Genomic DNA, 20,575 nt, shown 5'->3' on the forward strand with positions numbered 1-20,575 from the left:
TACGGTTGCATCATGATGATTATCACCGTAGTGCGTCATTAAAACTCGAGTCTCTTTATTTATCTGGGAACGTCACTCCACTTCCCTGTTTCGGAAAGCACAACCTTACCATTAACAATAACGGAAAGATTATTGATCACGTTATTGATAATATAACTTGCATCATGATTTCGAAATGTATAAGTGAGGATCGGACAAGAGGTTTTACCGCAGTCGCTTTTCATAGCTTTACCTTTAAGCCTGGCAACCGCGCCATCTGACTTTCGAACCCCTTCGTAGCTGACATCATTGCAGTCTGAATCAGTCGCACAAAGCGAGGTTATTTTAATCCTGAATTGGCTTGTCTCGAAAAAGCGTTCCTTTTTACTGCTCTTTTTTTGTTTAGCATTCACGCCAGGTGACGGCACCTTGTCAAAACGCTGCACCCAGTCAGCAATATCTTCCTGTATTGTGTCCCTTCCCGGTGCATTAGAGACATAATGCACTTCATTGCTTTCCGGAGAGAACCACGCAGCATAAATTTTACCATCAGGCTGTATGACAAACGCTGAAGCCTGTTCAAGATAAAGATCTTTTAGCCAGCCCTCAGCGAATAATCCTCCCTCTTTAGTTTTATGAGGTTCACCAAACACATCAAAGTTCTGACTAAATTCGTTGTAGTCTTTGCCCAGCACAGATTTTAAACTGGAAACAACTGCCTGGTTATTAAAGATAGCTGAAATTTTGGCTAAGCTATCATACTGAGACAACGGTTGTGAATTTTCAGAAGCCATAGCGGCACCTATTATGGTACCAGAGACGATAAACAAAAAAATCACTCTTCTAAATAATCTCATCATTACCTGCCTGAATAAATTTAATAGCCAGAATTGTCTGTACATCAATTCCTTTTAAAGGAATTAAATGAAAATCAGTTTCATCGCATCTGAACTGACTCTGAGAGGCTGCTCTTATTTTAACTCCTTCAATCGGGAGTCCTCGGGCGTTACTGGTCTGGCTGTAGCAAAACAGTGGCATTAAAACCGGTGTCCGCCCTGAAAATAACATTTTAAAGCAAATCAAAATCACGCTTACTTATTTCGCTGTTAGCAAAATCTTCGCAAGACATCCTGATATTTGCAGATACCCTTTCGCACGTGCTAAACAGATCTTCTGCGTTCAGTAGATAGTCAGTCACAATGAAAAATCTTTCAACGTCGACTTTGTAATTTCCCTCACTGAAAATAACCTTGAGTACATGCGTATCGTTCCCACACCGATATAATGTGAAATCCCAGGGTTTCATGGCCAATTTCAACTTACTCATCAGTCGTCGTCCTGTAACGTTGACCTTTTCAGTTTCATATCGTTGAAATGAGGCATAATCCCTTCTTATATCCTGAGACAATTCATCAAGTGCTTCAAAATCACCTGACTGTATCAGTCCTGATATATCCAATTTAAAATACCTGCTCACATCAAAGTGAGAGTTTCTGTAGGCATTAGGAAACAAAACACTGATTATATAACCCTTTTTTGTTTCGAGAATTGCATAGTCTCCTTTCCTCACGTGAATCACAACTCCATCGCCCATACCCTGCATTAGCCTCTCTGGAAAGGTTATTTACATTTTCACGCCACAAACATTTTCATTGTGAGATGAAAATTTCCGCGGTCCCATAGAAAGAACCTTGATTGTCAGAGGTTTTCTCTTAGCGCCTGTCAACACAACTTTTTCCCTTCTATCCAAAGTCCTTCCTGGGAACAAGCACGGCCACGTTTAATGAAAGCGCAACCAATAATTTCATCATCTATTACAAAGCAATGGCCAGACATCACACTTTTTTTAACGGAAAGACAATGATTTTAGTATTATCTTTAAGGGCTGCTAAACGTTTAATCAGTGCATCCAGGCCCAGGGATCGCTAATATCAATCTCAGTTGACCGCTTTCTGCTTCGATATTTAGATAATAATAAACTTAGTAATTCATCATAAGAAACACCGATTTCGAGGCTATCAGACAGGAAAATCTCACTCAAACACTGAGTCCAAACATCTCTTGATGCTGGCATCGCAGATAGCAGATACCTTAGATCACCCACATTGCTACATCTCCCGGGTCTGTCACGACTCCACTTGTCAGCACACCGGCCAGAAATATGAACTGGGGGGCATTCTGAAGGCACTTCATTTGAAAGAGTTAACCTGCTCTGCAGGAACTGTCGTGTGACAGGCAGAGGGTGATCAACTCTTAATGTGCTGAATATCCTCTATGGCCAATAACGTCAGGCCGTTGTGCAAGGCAGAACTCACCTGACACATCCCAGGCGACCGTGTTGTGTTGCGCGATGACTTCAATCTTTTTCGTCGGGTGCCATTTCAAAAAGCTGTTTCGCCAATGAAAGAATCCTCTCTTTATGCGCTATTTTCTCAACCCATCCCTCAGGAATGCCTGACAGACCATATAACGCACCCGCAAGCTGACCAGCGGCAGCCGCTATGCTATCTGCATCATTACCCAGATTCGCCGCCAGCAAAACAGCATCGTTGAAATTATCTGTATGCCAGACGGCCCATAATGCTGCTTCCAGGGTGTCGATGACATAGGCAGAAGATCGTATTTGATGCCGGTATTTTTCTTTATATTCACCGGCGTTGATCAGAAGAACACGTAATGATGATCCCATGAGATGCGGCGCCAGGCTTTCACTTTTACTGTAACCATTTAAAAGGTAATGAAGTATTAAGATGAAAAAACGGCAACAGCTGACAGACTCAGCCGCGCGATGCGTTGCGTTACTCTGTTGTTTTGCATCACGCAAGGCGTCAACAAATGATTTTCTCCTGAAAATAGCGGTGGGTGCCAGTCGGACCAGAGCGGCATTCCCTGCGGTATCAGGTGAAGTATTCCCCATCCAGGTGGGTCCGTGTCGTTCAAATTGCTCAAGCGCAACGCGGGTTGTGTTACCTATGTTGAAGCAGACACCGTTTGAGCTATTCGTCCCGTTTCTGTACCAGCTGAGTAGCTTTTGACGGAACAGCGTCGTGTCACACTTATGGCTCTCAATGTAAGTTTCAGCCAGACAAAGTGCCATTGAGGTGTCATCAGTCCATTCCCCGGGTTTCAGGTTGAAAGGTCCCATGCCAACCATATCGTCTACATAGGCCTTATCGCGCGGAACAAACGCCAGTGTTGTACCAATCGCGTCTCCTGCCGCCAGTCCCATGAGAGCACCCTGCGCTTTGTCCAGGGCCTGCAGATCAGTGATCTTTTGAGGCTGTGAGTACATCCATTTGGGCTTTTGTTTGTCTTCTGCCGTTTCTGGCATCGGTACAGGGTTGTAAGACATCCTGTTCATCAACTGACGCGAAACGGGTGGAATTAAATGGGCGTAACGTTGTGCATAATGAAAAATTTCGTCTTCGTCAGCTCTAAGATCCATCATAAAATCACTCTCCGTTTTAAAACAACCAGCTTCAGTTGCAGCAGGATCAGACAGTCTCCCCTCGCTGATAAGGTGTTGGTGTGGAATCCGGCTATCATCATGCAGCCGCTTTTCGCTCCAATACGTCTATGAAACAAAGGTCGCTGAAACGCCTGATCTTTAGCGTTTTTTAGCAAAAATTAAAGTAAATCTCTCTTAATAAATCTCCATCTTTTTCATCCAGAGTGACATCTTTTACCTTGTTCAGGTTTGCTAGAATTCCTTTTACAGGAACATCATCTCTTAGAATACATTCGAAGAAATCACTTCTATTGCTTTCCGGCACATATTTATTGATTAAATAAAACAGGTGCTCTCTTAACGCTTGCTGAGTCATCGTATTTACTTCCGAGTGGTTGATAAATTTCATAATGATGAATACGGCCTACCTGTTTCTTTATCAGGCCTTGTCAATATCAATTTCTATGTCGTTAAAAATTTTCAGCCCTGGATTTCTGAAAAAGTTCATGACGGACTCAATAAGAGCAGAAGCACAGGAAAAGTTTCTGGAAAAACTCACACAATCAGGCCCGGATAGTCCGCCTAAAATTTAGCAATATTAATTCCAGCTCTGGCCTGAGTTAATAAAATGACTTCATTAGCATCACCCGGGCTGCGTTGAGCTTTGAGCGCTTCGTCCTTGCTTATTTCAGAATCAATCTCTTTACCGACTAAACCGCCATCATCATATCGGATATAAAAAATTCCATCTCTTACTACGATATCAATACCATAATCACTAAATAGAGTCTCGCTCATACCGTTCTCTTAAAATATTTCAGTTTGAAGGATTGCGCATTGCCGCACTAAGCTCAGGCTTTAGAAACAGACCGGGCTGCCTTTGAGGTAATGCTCTGGAAGAGACGGAGGCATTACCCGGTGTAGCCGTTGTGAGGCTGTACGCTCCCGGAATAGATGGCGCTAAGCGGCATTGTGCTGCCATTACTATCCTGGTGAATCGAAATATGTTCAACATCACCAGACTCACTCTTTAGCCGTGATGATCACTTTACTCAGACAATCCGGATTTTTGACAGTAAAAGAAAACGTGATTACCTGACCATCCACCTCTGGAGCAGATGTATAGCTGGTTACTTCATTTTCAGATTGGCCGCGAGGATAGTCACTCAACTTAACACCCGGATACTGTTTTCTGACATCATCAAGAGTTGTGCATTTACCATCGGGAGAAAAGCTCAGAAAAGGAGCCATGCCGCCTGATGATTTACTGACACGCAACTCAATATCAGTAATTTTTGCTTCATCTTCCAGTTTTACCGAATTTGCCTGATAAACGTTGATGTAGTCATTTTGTGTTTTTAATGTCAATTCCAACGGAAACTGATTAAGATTTCCCAAAGACAGACTTTTAAGTGAAGCACTCAACTGAGTGATAAAACTCCAGATCTCTTTATTTTGCATATTTGCATCTGCGAACCCGCTAAAAAGAAAAAATGTCAGTATGAACAGTACCCTATTTCTTTGATGTATGATTTTTATCATACCGATCCTTATATTACTCATCATGACAGTACACGGTGTCAGATTCTCCGGCAGGGACGAGGGGCTGATACGCTCTTCACGCTCTCACCGTCCAAAAGGGGCAACCAGGCAGGCGGGAGGGCTCGTGGTCCTTATAGGCTTGTGTTAGTGCAAAGCACAGGTTTTCACTTCTATGTGGCTCACTGGCGCTCACTCACCCAGCAGCAACACAGACGAGCATACATCAATAGATAACAAGCCTACCGGATGGCCATTGCCCTTCCCATCCACAGGGAATATGTCCATTCTCATAAATTACCGTCAGCCGTTCAAAAAATCGCTCGTTGGGTAAATATGCTTTATAAGTTTCTTCTGCAAGAAAACTGACTAAATCCCACTTTACATTATTGATCAATATATCATCATCTAATGTAGTGGGATTCTTTATGATGGGTATGATTTCAATATCAATAATCTCTTTCGCTTTTCTGACAAGACCATTCCAGTAATGATATTTCAAGCTTTGTCTTTTTGACAGATATCCGTTTATCGCATTACCCGCCTGAAGCGTTACATCTTCCCAGTCGACGCTCGTTATATGGCTGATAAAATATGATTCAGCAGTTATTTTTTTATATCATTCAAATAACCGCCTCTACCTATATTAACAAACCACGGGATATTCTGAAGACGATCTACAGCAGTCCTGGAGATTTCCATATGTATTTTTCTTCCGGGCAATACTAGTGTCTTCTACCAGTCCGGCGAGAGCTATGCAATGTAAAATTTACTTTAATCGTTGCCTTATCAACGTTCGCAGACTGCCATGATCCTCAATGCCACTCTTTACTTCATTTTTAACGCGTTAAATCGAGAATCGATTCAGCTGGCCTTATTTACCCTGGCAGATTCAAGTGGCTTTACGCAAAAAATACTCAATCACAAGTTACATTTTCTTGCTCTGGACTGGGACCTTAACATCACTTCATAAGCATCCAGCCCACTTTGGCGAGCTTTAATAGCCTCCTGTTCACTTATTTCATATCTTATATCTTTATTGCTAATGCCGCCTTCATCAAAGTTGATGTAATACTTACTATTCTCTTCAGTGATGAACATGCCATAGCCACTAAATATAATTTTTTCCATCACCAACACCTTAGCGACACGTTGTATTGTCATAAAACTGGCCTGAGCATCCTGTTATAAGGACAGAAATATAGTATCTTAAGCAAACCTTTCTCATACATTGGAATAAAATTTACGATAAAAATCTTTAAATCCTTCAGGTTTTTCGTGGGACTTTTTTAATCCTGTCTCCTAATGACATAATAACTTCATAGGCATCCTGTTGGCTTTTTTTGATTTTTAGAGCTTCATGCATGCTAACTTCAGCTTCAAGATATTCAGGAACAAGCCTGCCCGAGTCAAACAAAGCAATAAGAATCCCATCCCTGTCTACAAGGGTTATCCCATAATCGCAAAAGATTTGATATTGCATATTCAATACCGATTAATAATTAAAGGGGTCTGATGAACATGTCAGAATCCTGACTGCACTTCTCCGGGCCTGAGCAAAACGTCTGATTGAAGTGCTCTTCGCACCCAGACTTATTTTCAACACCGTCGTTCACATAACGAATAGGTCAGGGTGTAACGCTGCCACATGAGTCTCCATAAGCTTTCCTATGGATGCACGGCGCTATTTTTGCATGCCCTGCCTGACAATATAGAAAACGCAACAGGCTGGAAACACTTTTAACCGCGTTATGGAATGACAGATAGGAAAACATGAAACCGATAATCTCCAGACAAACGATTTGCTATTTTTGCACGTGATCAAGAATCTTAGCGATATTACTCTTTATTGAATCCAGCGGAATATTACGTTTAACCCTCTCATTGTAATCATCATGCCAGAGATGATAATCAGAGAAAGAACCATTTCCGCCATACATTAACCTCCATGTATCACATGCATCCTTACAATAACTTGCTGATTCAACCCCCTGAGAGTCGATAGAAACCCTGAGCTTTTCTATTATTGATAAAACGCCTCTAATCCAGTTACGCTCTCCATCATTGATTAGAATGTTTTTTAAATTCATAAATTCAATTAATAGTTTTTGAGCCATTTCTTTACAATACACTACCCACCTCACAGGCCATGCTTCTGATACCTCAACCCACTCACACGACCGAATTCACAGGCCATTTAATCATTAGTATAACATTCGCATTGCAGGCAGTGAGGGCCGGTATAATTCGCTGCGGCCATTATGATTTATATTAACTTTTACAGCATCAGTAAGCCCGTGATAACCGCACCAGTTGATTAGTTTCCTGATGGAAAGAGAAATGCCAGTCACTCCAGCCATCAATTTTGCCAGTAAAAACGCAGACTATTAAGACTTCTTTTTTTGAATCCACCGTCATGTAGTAGAATGCTCCACCATCGGGCGGTGAAAAAGATGATAAAATTTTGCCTTGCGCATTTATTATAGTGAGTCTTTCAGGCAAACTTTCCTTCTGATCAAGAACAAATATTAAATCTCTGCTTTCATCAACCAACACCTGATCGATTCCTGATAATGTCAATGTAAATTCTTCATCCATAAATCCCCACTGAATAGTGGATTGATCAGCTAACAATGTTAACCCACTGATGTTATTCATTTAAACACTTTTCTTATTGACTGACGACTTATTAGCGAAAAACACATTAATTTTGCCATCAATAAATCAACTTTAACTCTCACTTTTATTCAATGCAAAAAGCACTTATTCAGTATTTAGCCAGGCCATAAATTGACAGCATGGAGCATGGTTAGGTGAGAAAAATTCTGGCATTAATTGCAGCTCTCATTCTCCAAAAATAACCAAAAACCATCAGTAATCATTAAAGCAGAAGATGACCTGTGATGTGAGTGATGAGCCATGATCCGACATGCGTTATTTTTCACTGGACAACTTACCCTTAAAAACATAAATAAGATCAGTCCATTCCTTATAGCTGAAATCACTAATGTAATAATCCCCAAGCCATTTAACGTGGCTACGGGAAATCAAATCATCAATAGCAGATATTCTGTTCTTATCATTCTTTTCCAGTGTACTAATCATTAAAACCATCGAGCTAATCTCACTGGCCTCTTTGTTAAAACCAGACCTGCTCAGAATATCGCACACTGTTCGGCTTATTTCTTCGAAAGTCATAATGGTTCCGTTTTTCAACGCAGACAAAGTGGATGACGTGATATTTTCATGCTGCGATTAGCATAATAAGCAATCTACTCTTTGTGTAATGACCTGTTCTGGATTCACCATGCCTGATGCGACGCTCCAGTGGATCGTAGCGGAAGCTCACCTTCGTGCATGGCTTATTGCGGCCCCACGGTTCGCTGAGGAAGTTCGTCAAACGGTGCTCACCATTGTAACGGTAGTATTAGTGGGGCTGACCATGCTACTTCCCGGTGGTACGCCCATGGAAATTATATTGCAAGCGGATATTGTTTCGTGCGGTTATGGCGGAACCAGCCTTGCAATCCAGCGTGTTGCCTGCATTGTCCCATCGCAATTGCTCACAACTCGGCTGCGCGTCATCATAAGGCAAACAAACAACCGGCATTATCGTAGTTCCATAATGTCTGTTGAAAGGATATCGTCGCGCTCTTCGAGTTTGAGGTTGTTAGCGTAATCGTAATAACGCTAATGAAACCTGCATATCGCAGAGCTATCCTCATCATCAATACTTACAAGGGGGTAACTTGCATCTGGCTTTTGGTTTCAGTTTGAGAGAAAGTGGATGAAGACCAGAGTCGCGGAATGGGTATTCCGCGATAACAGTACTACAGATCAGTATGGGTTATTTCATGCGACCCTGCCGGGCGACGCTGGCGAGACGTTGTGTCCGGCAGTAAATGGCAAACAGGATGAAAGCCTGCCCATTAAGTATCCAGCGCGCACCCACCAAAGCCGCGAGTGCCAGAATCAGCCACAGACCCGAGTGGCTACCCGTAACTAAGCTGTAGCTCAAGAGTAAAACGGTCGATATAAACAACATCGCACAGACGTAAGCCAGCCCCGCCACACCGGCTGTATGGCCTCGCGCAAGCAGGTAACTGGCCGTGAGTATCGCGCCAATAACGACGATTGAGGGAACAAAAAAACTCAACGCATGTATCTGTGGACTGAGCGGAGGTAAAGCGTGCAGAAACGTCAGCAAATTAAATGCAAATGAAACCAGCAACAGCATCAGCACTATCGCAACCGGGAAGCCGTTTTGCCTGGGAAGCGCCTCAGAAGGCTGTTTAATATAACGTTCAAGCTCTGTAGTGGAACGGGCAAGTATCGAATTATCCTGCCGTGCGATTACCTGATCTATTTCGCGACCCTGTTGCAGGTGTTCAGTGATATTTGGCCCGACAAGCCATGATAGAAATTGCATTAAAATACCGCCAGTGATTGAATTGTTCCCACAATATAGCGCCCGGAGCGCGGCACATTACCTGGAGCAGCAATGATACCACTGACAGCACTGCCTGCCACAGCCGCTGCGCTCGTGACGACCTGCGCGAGTTGCTTAACAAGTTCTTTTTGCACCGACTCTACAGGGAAACGCTTTGGATAAAGTCCTGCACGGATGGCGGCTTTAAGCTCTTTATTACTTATACCAGGGTTTTGTGCCTTAATGATTAATTCAGTAAGGCGAGCCCGGTCCTGCCTTGGATAGTTCCGGAGCCACTCCGTTGCTTTTAAAGAAGAGACTGATTTCATCGCTCGCCATGTTGCCAGGGCTTCTTTTAACGCACCGCCCACACTGGCTAGTGAAATAAGGTCAAGGGACGTTGAAGTGGCAACGTACCAATCCTGAGAGTCCAGCCACGCTACGTTTTCACCACCGTTTTCGACGAGATCATAAACCCGGTAAATACCATTGACACATTGCACGCCTGTTGCGGCAGCGCCAGCATAACCAATAGCAACAAGCACGCCGCTACTGCCAGCGGTTATAGGCGTTGCTGAAGCGCCGATAACCGCTACGCCAGCTGTGATAATCATTGCACCACAGGAAAGCACGGTCGAGGCAATCTCCGTTCCCATTGAGGTTACGCTTACTGCTTCACTAAGTGACTTGCCCGTATTAGACGCTGTGGCTTGCTTAGGCGTTTTGGTCACAATCAGATGTGTAACGATACCACTTTGACCATTAGGATGACGCTGGCCAGGCCGAACAAGATAACGCTGTGCGCCATCCGCATAGATGATGCCAGCCTGATAAAACTCCCGAGTACAATCCATTGCTGCACCCAGCGCTTTGAAATCAAAATCAGGTGCCCCATAACCGGTCATCCTGGCGATGTCGTAACCCGGTAAGTTATTCTCGGGATTCATTCCTGGCAGGTTCATTTTATCTCCTTATGGGCTCAATGATAAAAGAGAATTTTCAAGACATTCAAATTCGAAATGGAAAAAACATCATTATCGCACCAAAACTATATATCAATATGCAGGCAATATAATAACAAGCTTACCGTTTTTTGATTGCAAAAAAAATAGTTATTCCACCCCCGCACTTCTCGACTCAAAATCCCTAATAGAGGGTTTGCATGTCACCTGAAAAAAATTTTAAAAACAATCACTCTCTAAATACGGCATTAAAATAGTCACTGTGAAGCAAGTCATAACTCAAAACTCATTTGAATTAATTCAAGTATCACTGCCAAACATTAAATAACTGCTTCCAGATGTCCATCTCCTCATCTGTAGGAAGACTATAGTCACCCGTAACCTTACGATAATTCATGAAACAAACATTTATGGCCCGTATTGAAACTTTTTTATTCTTACGACTTCCATCAATTATTTCATTTTTAATATGTATCTTGCTTTAATTTAACCAGCCTAACTGTTTGTAATTATAAATTTATTTTATAACCCTGCATCCCAAATTATATATATACCATGGTTAAATGATCTTGTCTCGTATGAAACTGACACGTTCCCCCAAGGAAACCCCCACCTAACTACTTCAGTTTCAATAAAATCAGGACGCCCTAGTTCCAGAGATGAGCTAAGCCATTTAGACAAGTCTCTTACTGATTCATTTAACATTTCAATGTCAGCTCGCCTATTCCAATTATTTAAAGAATGATAATATTCACTTCCTTTATCCACAAGTTGAACCATGAAAGGGAAATTAAAACATATTGGCCTAATATGAAGTTCAAATTCTTTATTATGGAAAATTATCGAGTCGATAAGATAATGATGAGGCATAAGGCTTTTGATAGAACCTAACCTTTGTAATGTTTTGTAAAGTTCGCTTTTACAAAAAAGCTCTTCACTTGTAATTTCCAAATATTTTTCATCTATGACTAATGTACCTGTAGTTGGTTTAAATTTTAAATTTTTCATATATCAATAATTTTTCCTGGGATTAGCAAATGCCTAAATTCTTCTGGTACAAAGAACTGAAGTCCCCCACCATCGCCATAAATTTTATTTGCTGCTGCTCTACCATAGGCAACATCAATATCTTCACTTACATAAAATGCTCTTAATTTCGTACGAACAGGCCAGCGTGGATCTAATTTAACTTGCAAAGCTTGGTGATAACCTAACGGATTATTTCTGTATTGTCTAACAGTAGGGAATGTCACTACATATGCAGGTTTTTGGTCGCCGTTAGGATAAAGAGCATAGAGAATTGTACCTTTTTTAAGCTTCCTGTTCTTGTAAACATCAATTCCTGGATAATCGGGATTTTTTGGTCCCTGCCACTTCGTCGCTTCTTTCGCAGGGTCTTTACACTTCATCAACCCCCAAGGATCCACCCAGCCCAGCGCGTTCGGCGCATACTGGTAAAGGTTGATCCCGCCCGCCAGCCCTATCGGGTCCTGCTGGGTAAACCGTCCGCTGTCCGGGTCATAATAACGAAACAGATTGTAGTGCAGTCCGGTTTCCCGGTCCAGGTACTGGCCCTGCATACGCAGGTTCTGCTCCACGAGAGGAACACGCAGGCTGGACTCGCGCAGCAGCTTGCCCCACGGGCTGTTGATACCTTCCCAGGCTTTTTGCCCTTCACCGTCAGTCAGCAGTTCCGGCATTCCGTTAGCAGCATTATGGAACCAGTAAATCTCCGGGCTTTCCACGCCATCAATACGGGCCAGCGGTTCATAGCTCTGGCTGTCGCTGTAGACGTAGGTCAGCGGGATCCCGTCGTGGATTTCCTGCAGCAGGCGGTAGCCTTCCCACACAAAGCGCGTCGTGACGGCGTTCCCCGACGGTCTTCCCTGCAACAGCTGCTGGCTGGTTTTACTGATGCGGCGCCCAAGCGGATCGTAGCGGAAACTCACTTTAGTGCGAGGCCTATTACGGTCACGTGGCTCGCTGATCACATCCGTCAGGCGATGCTCACCATCGTAACGGTAGCGCCAGCGGGTATGCCCGTCATCTTTCTCAGTGGTACGGCCATGGATATCGTACTGCCAGCGGATACCGTTCAGTTCGGTAACGCGGTTATGCATGACATGAGCGGCACTATGGCGATCCAGCGGGTTGCCTGCGCCATCCCAGCGCCACTGTTCATTACCCGGCTGCGCACCGTCCTGAGACAACAGCCGGCCGGCGTTATCGTAGTTCCATAATGTCTGGCTGAACGGATTATCGTCGCGCTCTTCACGGATCAGGTTGTTGCCGTAATCGAAGTCGCGCCGGCGGGACCAGACGCGCGGTGCAGGACGCTGTGAGTCACCCTTAAACACGTCACGGCGGCGCAGTCTGCCTAAGCGATCGTACTCACTGCGCATGGTGAGGCCGCCCTGCGTCCGGCTGAGTTCCCGATGCAGTGTGTCACGGGTAAATTCCGTGACCGGCAGGTTGTCTAATGCGATGCTCAGCAGATGCCCGCTACCGTAATAAAGCTGCTTCAGGTTGCGGCCATCCGGCAGGGTTAAGGCAGTGCAGTTGCCCAGCGCGTCATACTCCCACGCCAGTTCGCCCTGCTCCCCCTGCTCAGCAACGATGCGGCCCAGCGCATCATACTTAAAGGTAATCTCCTGCTCGGCCTGCTGGCTCCACTCGGTGTCAGACAGCGGCAGATGCTGCGACACTTTACCCAGCTGGCCGCCGCCACTGTAGTGATAGCGCGTCTGGCCTTCCGGCGTGGTCCGCGCCAGCAGTTGCCCCGCACGGCTCCAGTGATAGCGATGGGTAATGGACTGAGGATGTCCGGCAGCAAAGGTGCGTGATACCGTGCGGCCCGCCGCATCATAGTCATATCGTGTGGCAACGCCATCCAGCCCGACCTGGGCCAGCAACAGAGAATCTGCGCCCCACTCGAACTGATACTGCTCGCCGTTCTCGTTTTGCAGCGCCGTCAACCGGCCACGGCTGTCCCAGCTTCGCTGAACCGTCTCACCCTGCGCATTACGGTTGGCGATCAATCGCCCGACATTGTCGTAACGGAATTCACTGCGCTTGCCATCAGCCGACTCATAGGCCAGCGGCAGTCCGTTTTCACTCCAGTGCAACCGCTCTTCCCATCCTTCTGCGCGTTCCAGCTGAAGAGGACGGCCTGCTGCATCATAGTGATAACGGGTTTCTTCACCATCCGGCGCGATGACACAGCTGAGCCAGCCCAGGGGATGATAACCGTAGCGCGTGGTCAGCCCTGAACAGTCGGTTTCACGGATAACCTGGCCGGCATCGTTAAACTCACGGCGGTAGCTGTTACCTGCTGCGTCAGTCTCCTCGACAACCAGTCCGAACTCATCCCGCTGATAGAGCGTGCTTTGCCCGAGCGCATCAACAACGCGTTCAAGGCCGTGATGGGGATCGTAATAGTATTTCGTTGTGGAACCGTCTGCTCCGGCAACAACCGTGGGCAGCGAACGGTGTGACAGCCATTGCACCGCCTGCACACCACCGTCAGCATCCTTCTCTTCAACACGGTTGCCCAGATCGTCATAGGTAAAGCTCACCGCGTTGCCCAGCGGATCGATGCGACGCGTCAGGAGTTCGTTTTCATCCCACTCGTAGCGCCATTTCTCGCCCCGCTCGTCGATAAAACAGGTGATGAGGCCCGCAGCATTCCAGTGATGTTCGCGCTGCTGACCGTCATAGGTCGACACGCGCGTGATGCCCGCCTCAAGATCGTAATGCATGTGGCAGCCATCACCGCTGTTGGTGCGGTTTTCTACAACGCGCCAGTGATCCAGCTTCTGCCAGCGATATTCACTCTCCAGCCCGCCCGGCAGCTGATGCCAGACCATTAACCCGTCATCGTTGTAACGGAAGCGTCGTGAGACAACGCCTGCGGCATCGGTGACGCTGGCAAGCTGGCCCCGATCATTGTAGGTCCAGCGCGTCAGTGGCCAGTGCTGATCGCCATCAAAATGGCTGGCCGATGTCGGGCGCCGCGCGTGCTGTTTGTCGTCGTAGTGCAGCGTGACGTCAATCGCCAGCGGCGCGTCATGGATACGCACCAGGCGGGCCTGTTCATCCCAGCCCATCTCCAGCGCATTACCGTACTCGTCGCTCAGTGAAGCCAGCCGCAGCACCTGCGGATCAGCGGCCGTGCGCCTGTAAAGACGCCATACCGCACCGTCGTCATCGGCAATGGCGATATCGCCAGACGCGTTGCGCCGCACCATCAGCCCTTCGCTGATGCTGTAGAGCACCTCTTTGTCACCGGGAACGTCAAAGCTCAGCTCGCGCCCGTTGTCATCAAACCAGGTTGCCCGATTCCCTTCCAGCGTCAGGTAGCTGTCAAACACCGTGGCCCAGCCCTGACCAAACAACCCAGCGCGCTGAGTCAGGCTGTTATAGCTGCGCTGAAAACTGAGCGGGAAACGTCCGGGAAGGGAAAAATCGCGCTCGGCATCATCATTAAGGACTTTGACGCCGGTCGCCGCATGAACCGGAAACAGCGACGAGAAGGCCGCATTGATAGCCATGTCCGCCGCCATACCGCCCACGGCACCGGCCAGCGCGCAGGGCATGTTTTTGATGATCTGACTGGGGCGACCACGGATGAGGGAAAGGCCGATCATCATCACGGCCAGACCTGGCACCTTGCCGCTTTTGATCTCTCTGACCGTGACGGTTTCACCACCAATGATGACATTGGGGGAAACATCGTCGCTCACGGTGGCGTCACAGGTGGTTTTATCCTTTGCGCGCACCGCAGGCTGGCCATTGATAAAGACGCTTTTCGATCCCTGAGCCAGATATTGCGGTGCGCTGTGTTTTTCACAGGCCACTTTGTCCTGCTCCAGCGGAGAGGTGCCCGCATCGGCGGAGGCTACCGTGGGCTGCCACATTGCACTGCCAAACTGGCCGACCGCAGAGAGCAACATGCCGCCATAGTCGGCGAAGCTCTGCGGCGATTGTGGTTCCGGTGGCGGTGTCTCGCCGGGCGTGAGCATCCCGGCCGCGCGTGCGGCTAAAAGACCATTAACGTAGACATTCTCGGATCCACTGGCGATTACTCCGGCAGGTGACGGCGGGAATATCATGTTTCCCAGCCCATCGGCCGCTTTGCTGATCTCTTGTGACAGACCAACGGCATTGGCCAGTACACCACCCAGAATACCGCTGAGCAGGCAACTGTTACCCACGGCTGCTACACTCGCCGCTGCCGCCCCTGTGCCCAGCAGGGGCGCTGCCGAGACGATAGCAGCACCCACTGCGGCACCAATGACGGCATAGGCCGCACCTTCCGCAACAATGCTCGTGATATCAGCGAAAATGCTGGAGTGAATGATCTCGTCGCCCACGCGGGCCGCAGGGTTATCCATAGGTTATGCTTTCCGTGGATTGTTCAGACTCAGGCTTTGTTTAAATGCACTCCAGCGCTGTCCGTCTTCTTCATTGAATGGACGCATGGCTGAGAGCGTAAAAATCATTAAGATGTTCGAATCAGGCACCTGTGTAGCCAGCTGTTTCTGCCACACTGCCTGCCCGTTACGGTCAAATACGGTTTCAACTTCTACCGCGTGTAATGTGTTATCCACACCTGCCATCAAACGTACAAATTCAGTCTGCTGGATATGGCCCATCTGACTCCGTAATGTGTCCCACTGACGCTGGAACTCTTTTTCCGCATCACTGCCCTCAGAAATAACGCCACGGCTCACAACCCAGGCCAGCCCACTGGCTTCATCGCGGAGAATATTCATGGTGGTGTCCTGCCAGGCAGCAGGAAAAAGCGCAAAGGCGCCCTCATTGAATTGGTAATGCATATTGGGTATCCGTTTTATTAATTGTTTGTGGCGGGTGGAATCAGGCTATGGTATTCGCCATCAACGTTATCGGCATTAGTGAGTATCTGTGTATTATCACGCGCAACTTTAATGTCGAAAAGTCGATGCGTAATATCAGGATCGCCACCGCAACTGGCGTCGTGATTATCTTCACGAACCGTAATAATAAAGAAACTTTCATCACTGCTGTCGTCAAGATCGTATCGCAGGCATTTCTCGTCGAGGGTGGTCAGGTGCCAGGTATGAATTGCTTCGGTTGCAGCGCTGATAGCCTGGTCAGCGCTGATTTCGCTTTGCTCTGCACCCATGTCTGTTTTCAACATGATGCAGCTGACCTTTCCCTGGTCAATCTGGAACATCAACTGTTTCCCGCCAGACGGGTAGACAAGCCAGTGCTGATCATCACTGTTATCTTCTTTTCCGGGTCCATAGGCTTGCTGAACCTGTTCAAGGCTATCGCCTACCTTTATATTTCGGGACGTCGGCACATTGGCATTTTCCAGAAGGATCTCAGCCAGAACCGTGTGGCTGGCATCTCCCACCGCCGCCGCGCTGAACAACTCAAAGCCGTCATAGCTATGCTGGAAGTAGTTGTACTGCTGGTTATTGATAGCCACTTCTCCGGCCAGAACTGAACTCAGAGCCTTACCAGCCCGTACGAAGCTTTCATTGCTCCATGTGTCTCCGGGAGTGAAAGCATAGTCGTTTAGCAGAACGGAAAAATCGCCCTCGTTAAGGGCAGGAACGGTCGATTCCGTGCTGGATTCGGCCCTGGCAATGCAGGATAAAACCATGAGGACAGGCACAAATACAATGCTGGCGAAATAACGGTTTACAATCATTGTGTTTTTATCGGGGGTTGAAAATAGAAAAATAGAAGGGTATTTAATCACTAAGAGCAACGTAATTAAAATCTTTTAAATTAAAGAAATTACTCACACTTCAAAATTATGTGGGGTGGAGAGTACATATCACCACCCTAATAAAACCCATAACACTATTATAATGTCATTCTTATTACTTGAAATACAGTAAAAATCTCACTTGAGTGATAATGAAAATTATCATTCCCACTTGCCACCTTGCTTAACAAGCGTTTTATTACCCTGTACCACCTTCAATTCAAGCGGATTAAAGCTCACAACATAATCTACACCGCTATTATTGAAAATCATCCCTTCAGCTTTATTTGAGTTTACAGGCTGCGTAGTTTTACCTTCAAGAGTAATTTGTTTTCCATCTTTATTTCTGAGGCCTATGTATTTAACCTTATCACACACAGTATAAAAACCCCCACAGCTATTCAATAAAGTAATCGTAAAATCAGATGTAGACAAAACCTTCATATCTGATTTTAAATCTCCTTCACTAACATCTTTGTCAAGATTATAAGTTTTTGGCGCATAAAAATCCCCATTCTCAGGGTCTTTGATTAACTTCCATAAAACTTTATTATCTTTAAGTTCTAAATTTGCTTTACCCTTCACTCCGCCAAATGAAGAATCAAATTCAATCAAAGCATTTTTACCGTTTGCCGTACCTTTGAGATTGCTGTCATTATCATCAGGGCAATCTATTTTATTTCCGCCCCTTGTCACATAACAATAACTACCCGTTATGTTATTATTATTCTGTTTTAATTTTAATGTTAGAGTGGAATATAGTAATCCATTATCATTTTTCTCTTGCCCACTCCACTGACCAGTAAAATTATCAGAAGCAAACAAGGATAATGAAGAAATTGACAACAAAACCGCTAAGCTAAATCCAACTTTATTCATTTGATTAACCTTTAAAATCCAGACAATCATTAACCCTATTAATCCAGCCGTTAAGATTGGGTTGGTTTAGAACTACAGCGCCTGGCTGATTGGGTTTTCATCAAAATTTATAGAGATAGCATGGGTGTCGATGGATATTATTCCAATAAATAGCTATCAATATCACGCTGCTCATTTTTGCCAGAATAGGTTCGCAGTTTAGATTTAAAAATCATCATTTTTGTTCTGGCATCACTTATAATTGATGTCACTGAAATGCATATCGCCAATAAATTGTTCATTTATGTGCGCGCCCGTTTTTTTTGAGCTTCATCGCTCCATATATCACTTAGTGAAAAGGATTTTTATATTTAAAATACAATAAGATGCCTTTAGTTTAACACCAGAAAGTCCGCCACTACACCATGATAATAAATGGATGAAATAACAAGACTAAATTATAACTATTAAAATATGACATATTTATGTCAATGCTCATTAAATTAATTATTAGAAAAGCCAAGGGTGACATTACAAAATAATAATGCAATATCACCACAAAACTTCATGTAATCGGCAATGACGCTAACCATCACTTCTTAAAAAGAAAGTAACTATTTTTTCGCATCATAATCTGGTGCTATACCAGTGTGTGCTTCTACTAACCTGTCTTTTTTAACCCACCCATCAATCTGGTTTCCATCATTAGTTACATACATCACACTATAATATTTTCCGTATTCAACGTAAGCATATAATTGATTGCCGGGGACAACAAAAACTTCTTTTTCTAAGCATTTTTCATTTGGGGCAGAATAGAAATACAACCTACCCTCACCGCCGACTTTGTATACATTATCTGTATTGTCGAAACTCACGCCTTTAATGTTAGCCTCACTACTTAAATTCTTGCAGAAATCATTGGCGGAGGCCATTAGTGGTAATGAAAGCACTAATGCACATAAAATTTTAATCATAGTAATCCTCTCCCTTTCATCACGGAAATCAAACTATTGGCATAGTTAGGATCGGTTGCATACCCTTTAGCCTGTAAACCTTTAGCCCATTCTACCGGGTCAGATGAGTTGAACAAACTACTATACCTTTGATTTTTAATCAAAAACTGGGAGTGCTGCTCAATGCTCTCGTCAATTGAATCATAACTGGCAAATTTATCCAGTACTGCAACACGTTTTCCGTTGATATTCTCATGTGTCCAGTCTTCCACATAATTCGGTGAGCCATGTGCCTTGACCCCAAAAATGTTGTTACTCACCTTGTCAGTTTTGATATCAGTGGGCATTTTTTTACCCCAGTTAGATTCTAGAATTGCCTGAGCCGTGGTGATTTTAGCCGGAACGCCGGTTTTCTTTTCATCTTCCTGAGCAGCAGCATACACTTTATCGAAGAATGCTTGTTTTTCGGGAGGTAAAGGACGTACTTTTCGAACCTGGTTATTGGCTAACGGTGCAGCCGCCCCTTTCGCCGGTGCCGCCGCAGCTTTTGGCGCAGCCGGAGCCGCCTGTCCTTTCTGTTTTGGCGGGAACAGATTCTCTACGGCCTGGCTGATATTCTGTTTATGACTGGAGCCCGGTGCGCTTGTGCCCGGCTTCGCGCCATCCGTGTTCAGGTTCAGTTTGCCGCCAGAGGTGGTGATATGACCATCACCCTGCACAAAAATATTGAAGCCCTTGCCCACAATATTAATCTGGCCATTCGCATTCAGTTCGATAGCACTCTCTCCGCATTCAAGGCGAAGTTTAGTCCCCGAACCCACTACATAGGTATCGACCACCGCATCGAGTTTGCCCTTACCGGTCAGCCGCTCTTCGCCCCCTTTTACACCGTGGACACGGTTGGTTTCGACACGGTAGAGCTCATTGCCGCCCGCGTAATGGCTGTGATTGTTGGCGACTGAATGGCTGGCGTCATTTTTAACATGCGTATCCATGTTCTTCTGCGCCTGAATCCACAGATGTTCCTCACCCGACTTATCCTCAAACCTTAACGCATTCGCGGTGTCCGCCGTGCCATCCTTCGACCGGCTTAAAAAGCCCATCTGCGTCGCCGCTGCCGGCAGCGCCCACGGCGGCATGCTCGCCTCGTTATAAACCCGGCCGATGATCAGCGGACGATCCGGATCGCCGTTGATGAAGTCCACCACCACTTCGTCGTTCACTCGCGGGATCTGCACCCCGCCAAATCCCTGGCCCGCCCAGGCGCTGGAGACGCGCACCCAGCAGGAGCTGGTATCGTCGCCCTTCGCCAGCCGGTCCCAGTGAAACTTCACCTTCACCCGCCCGTAGCGGTCAGTCCAGATCGACTCGCCTTTGGGTCCCACCACCTTCGCCGTCTGCGGGCCGTGCGTTTTCGGCCACGCCGTTTCCGGCGGCGTGCGGTAGGTCACCGACGACGGCAGCACCATGAAGTGGATGTTGTGACGGCTGTCGCCGGTGTCGCCGCTGGCGTAACTGTTTTCAGCGAAATCATAGGTCGCCGAGGTCACCAGATACTCGCCGTTGTCGCTGAAGTGCGGCGCGTTGATGATCGAGAAGGTAAAGCCCGGCGCGATGCCGGTGGCCGTGCCCGACCCGCTCACG

General features: G+C 46.2%; 21 protein-coding genes. All 21 read right to left on the reverse strand.

The features are described from left to right. Positions 1 to 59: 59 nt before the first annotated feature. Positions 60 to 773, reverse strand: coding sequence for a hypothetical protein (locus tag AFL22_RS15850; protein WP_241773190.1), 714 nt, complete (start codon positions 771 to 773; stop codon positions 60 to 62). Between the two features lie 275 nt (positions 774 to 1,048). After that, on the reverse strand, positions 1,049 to 1,582 hold the full coding sequence (locus tag AFL22_RS15855) for a hypothetical protein (RefSeq protein WP_052271739.1): 534 nt from the start codon (positions 1,580 to 1,582) through the stop codon (positions 1,049 to 1,051). 753 nt (positions 1,583 to 2,335) lie between these two features. Further along, entirely contained in the window at positions 2,336 to 3,427 is a 1,092-nt protein-coding gene (tri1, locus tag AFL22_RS15860) for an ADP-ribosylarginine hydrolase Tri1 (protein WP_052271740.1), read from the reverse strand. A 169-nt stretch (positions 3,428 to 3,596) separates the two neighbouring features. Beyond that, on the reverse strand, positions 3,597 to 3,803 hold the full coding sequence (locus AFL22_RS15865; protein WP_052271752.1) for a hypothetical protein: 207 nt from the start codon (positions 3,801 to 3,803) through the stop codon (positions 3,597 to 3,599). A gap of 206 nt (positions 3,804 to 4,009) precedes the next feature. Next, positions 4,010 to 4,225: a hypothetical protein gene (locus AFL22_RS15870; RefSeq protein ID WP_052271741.1), complete on the reverse strand. Its 216-nt coding sequence runs from the start codon at positions 4,223 to 4,225 to the stop codon at positions 4,010 to 4,012. 225 nt (positions 4,226 to 4,450) lie between these two features. Beyond that, positions 4,451 to 4,888 carry a hypothetical protein gene (locus tag AFL22_RS15875; protein WP_241773191.1) on the reverse strand — a complete coding sequence of 146 codons (438 nt, stop codon included), beginning with the start codon at positions 4,886 to 4,888 and terminating at the stop codon, positions 4,451 to 4,453. A gap of 304 nt (positions 4,889 to 5,192) precedes the next feature. After that, on the reverse strand, positions 5,193 to 5,468 hold the full coding sequence (locus AFL22_RS24530; RefSeq protein WP_241773192.1) for a hypothetical protein: 276 nt from the start codon (positions 5,466 to 5,468) through the stop codon (positions 5,193 to 5,195). 419 nt (positions 5,469 to 5,887) lie between these two features. After that, positions 5,888 to 6,130, reverse strand: a complete 243-nt coding sequence (locus AFL22_RS15880) for a hypothetical protein (protein ID WP_231113961.1) — start codon at positions 6,128 to 6,130, stop codon at positions 5,888 to 5,890. A gap of 103 nt (positions 6,131 to 6,233) precedes the next feature. Further along, positions 6,234 to 6,449, reverse strand: a complete 216-nt coding sequence (locus AFL22_RS15885; RefSeq protein WP_052271743.1) for a hypothetical protein — start codon at positions 6,447 to 6,449, stop codon at positions 6,234 to 6,236. A 322-nt stretch (positions 6,450 to 6,771) separates the two neighbouring features. Continuing rightward, positions 6,772 to 7,083 (reverse strand): hypothetical protein, encoded by a 312-nt coding sequence (locus AFL22_RS24070; protein WP_156311600.1) that lies wholly within the window; start codon positions 7,081 to 7,083, stop codon positions 6,772 to 6,774. 169 nt (positions 7,084 to 7,252) lie between these two features. Continuing rightward, positions 7,253 to 7,624 (reverse strand): hypothetical protein, encoded by a 372-nt coding sequence (locus tag AFL22_RS15890; protein ID WP_052271744.1) that lies wholly within the window; start codon positions 7,622 to 7,624, stop codon positions 7,253 to 7,255. A gap of 276 nt (positions 7,625 to 7,900) precedes the next feature. Next, a complete protein-coding gene (locus AFL22_RS15895) occupies positions 7,901 to 8,164 on the reverse strand; it encodes a hypothetical protein (protein WP_052271745.1) in 264 nt (87 codons plus the stop codon). Positions 8,165 to 8,813: 649 nt separating this feature from the next. Continuing rightward, positions 8,814 to 9,395, reverse strand: coding sequence for a hypothetical protein (locus AFL22_RS15905; protein WP_052271747.1), 582 nt, complete (start codon positions 9,393 to 9,395; stop codon positions 8,814 to 8,816). Further along, a complete protein-coding gene (locus AFL22_RS15910; protein WP_010245982.1) occupies positions 9,395 to 10,357 on the reverse strand; it encodes a hypothetical protein in 963 nt (320 codons plus the stop codon). The genes AFL22_RS15905 and AFL22_RS15910 overlap by 1 nt, the downstream gene beginning before the upstream one ends. A 522-nt stretch (positions 10,358 to 10,879) precedes the next feature. Next, entirely contained in the window at positions 10,880 to 11,365 is a 486-nt protein-coding gene (locus tag AFL22_RS23515; RefSeq protein ID WP_072123933.1) for a hypothetical protein, read from the reverse strand. Next, positions 11,362 to 15,750 (reverse strand): RHS repeat-associated core domain-containing protein, encoded by a 4,389-nt coding sequence (locus AFL22_RS15915; RefSeq protein WP_052271748.1) that lies wholly within the window; start codon positions 15,748 to 15,750, stop codon positions 11,362 to 11,364. Before AFL22_RS15915 ends, AFL22_RS23515 begins: the two co-directional genes overlap by 4 nt. A gap of 3 nt (positions 15,751 to 15,753) precedes the next feature. After that, positions 15,754 to 16,194 carry a DcrB-related protein gene (locus tag AFL22_RS15920; RefSeq protein WP_010246011.1) on the reverse strand — a complete coding sequence of 147 codons (441 nt, stop codon included), beginning with the start codon at positions 16,192 to 16,194 and terminating at the stop codon, positions 15,754 to 15,756. Between the two features lie 17 nt (positions 16,195 to 16,211). Then, complete coding sequence (locus AFL22_RS15925) at positions 16,212 to 17,108, reverse strand: hypothetical protein (protein ID WP_241773193.1); 897 nt, start codon at positions 17,106 to 17,108, stop codon at positions 16,212 to 16,214. Positions 17,109 to 17,279: 171 nt separating this feature from the next. After that, a complete protein-coding gene (locus tag AFL22_RS24535) occupies positions 17,280 to 17,996 on the reverse strand; it encodes a hypothetical protein (RefSeq protein WP_072123935.1) in 717 nt (238 codons plus the stop codon). A gap of 593 nt (positions 17,997 to 18,589) precedes the next feature. Further along, positions 18,590 to 18,952: a hypothetical protein gene (locus AFL22_RS15935; RefSeq protein ID WP_052271749.1), complete on the reverse strand. Its 363-nt coding sequence runs from the start codon at positions 18,950 to 18,952 to the stop codon at positions 18,590 to 18,592. Then, the coding region (gene tssI / locus AFL22_RS15940) for a type VI secretion system tip protein TssI/VgrG (protein ID WP_052271750.1) at positions 18,949 to 20,575 on the reverse strand (1,627 nt) is incomplete at its 5' end. The genes tssI and AFL22_RS15935, both read right to left, overlap by 4 nt.

This window comes from Pantoea sp. CFSAN033090 (genome assembly GCF_001264395.1).
Lineage (GTDB): Bacteria > Pseudomonadota > Gammaproteobacteria > Enterobacterales > Enterobacteriaceae > Pantoea > Pantoea agglomerans.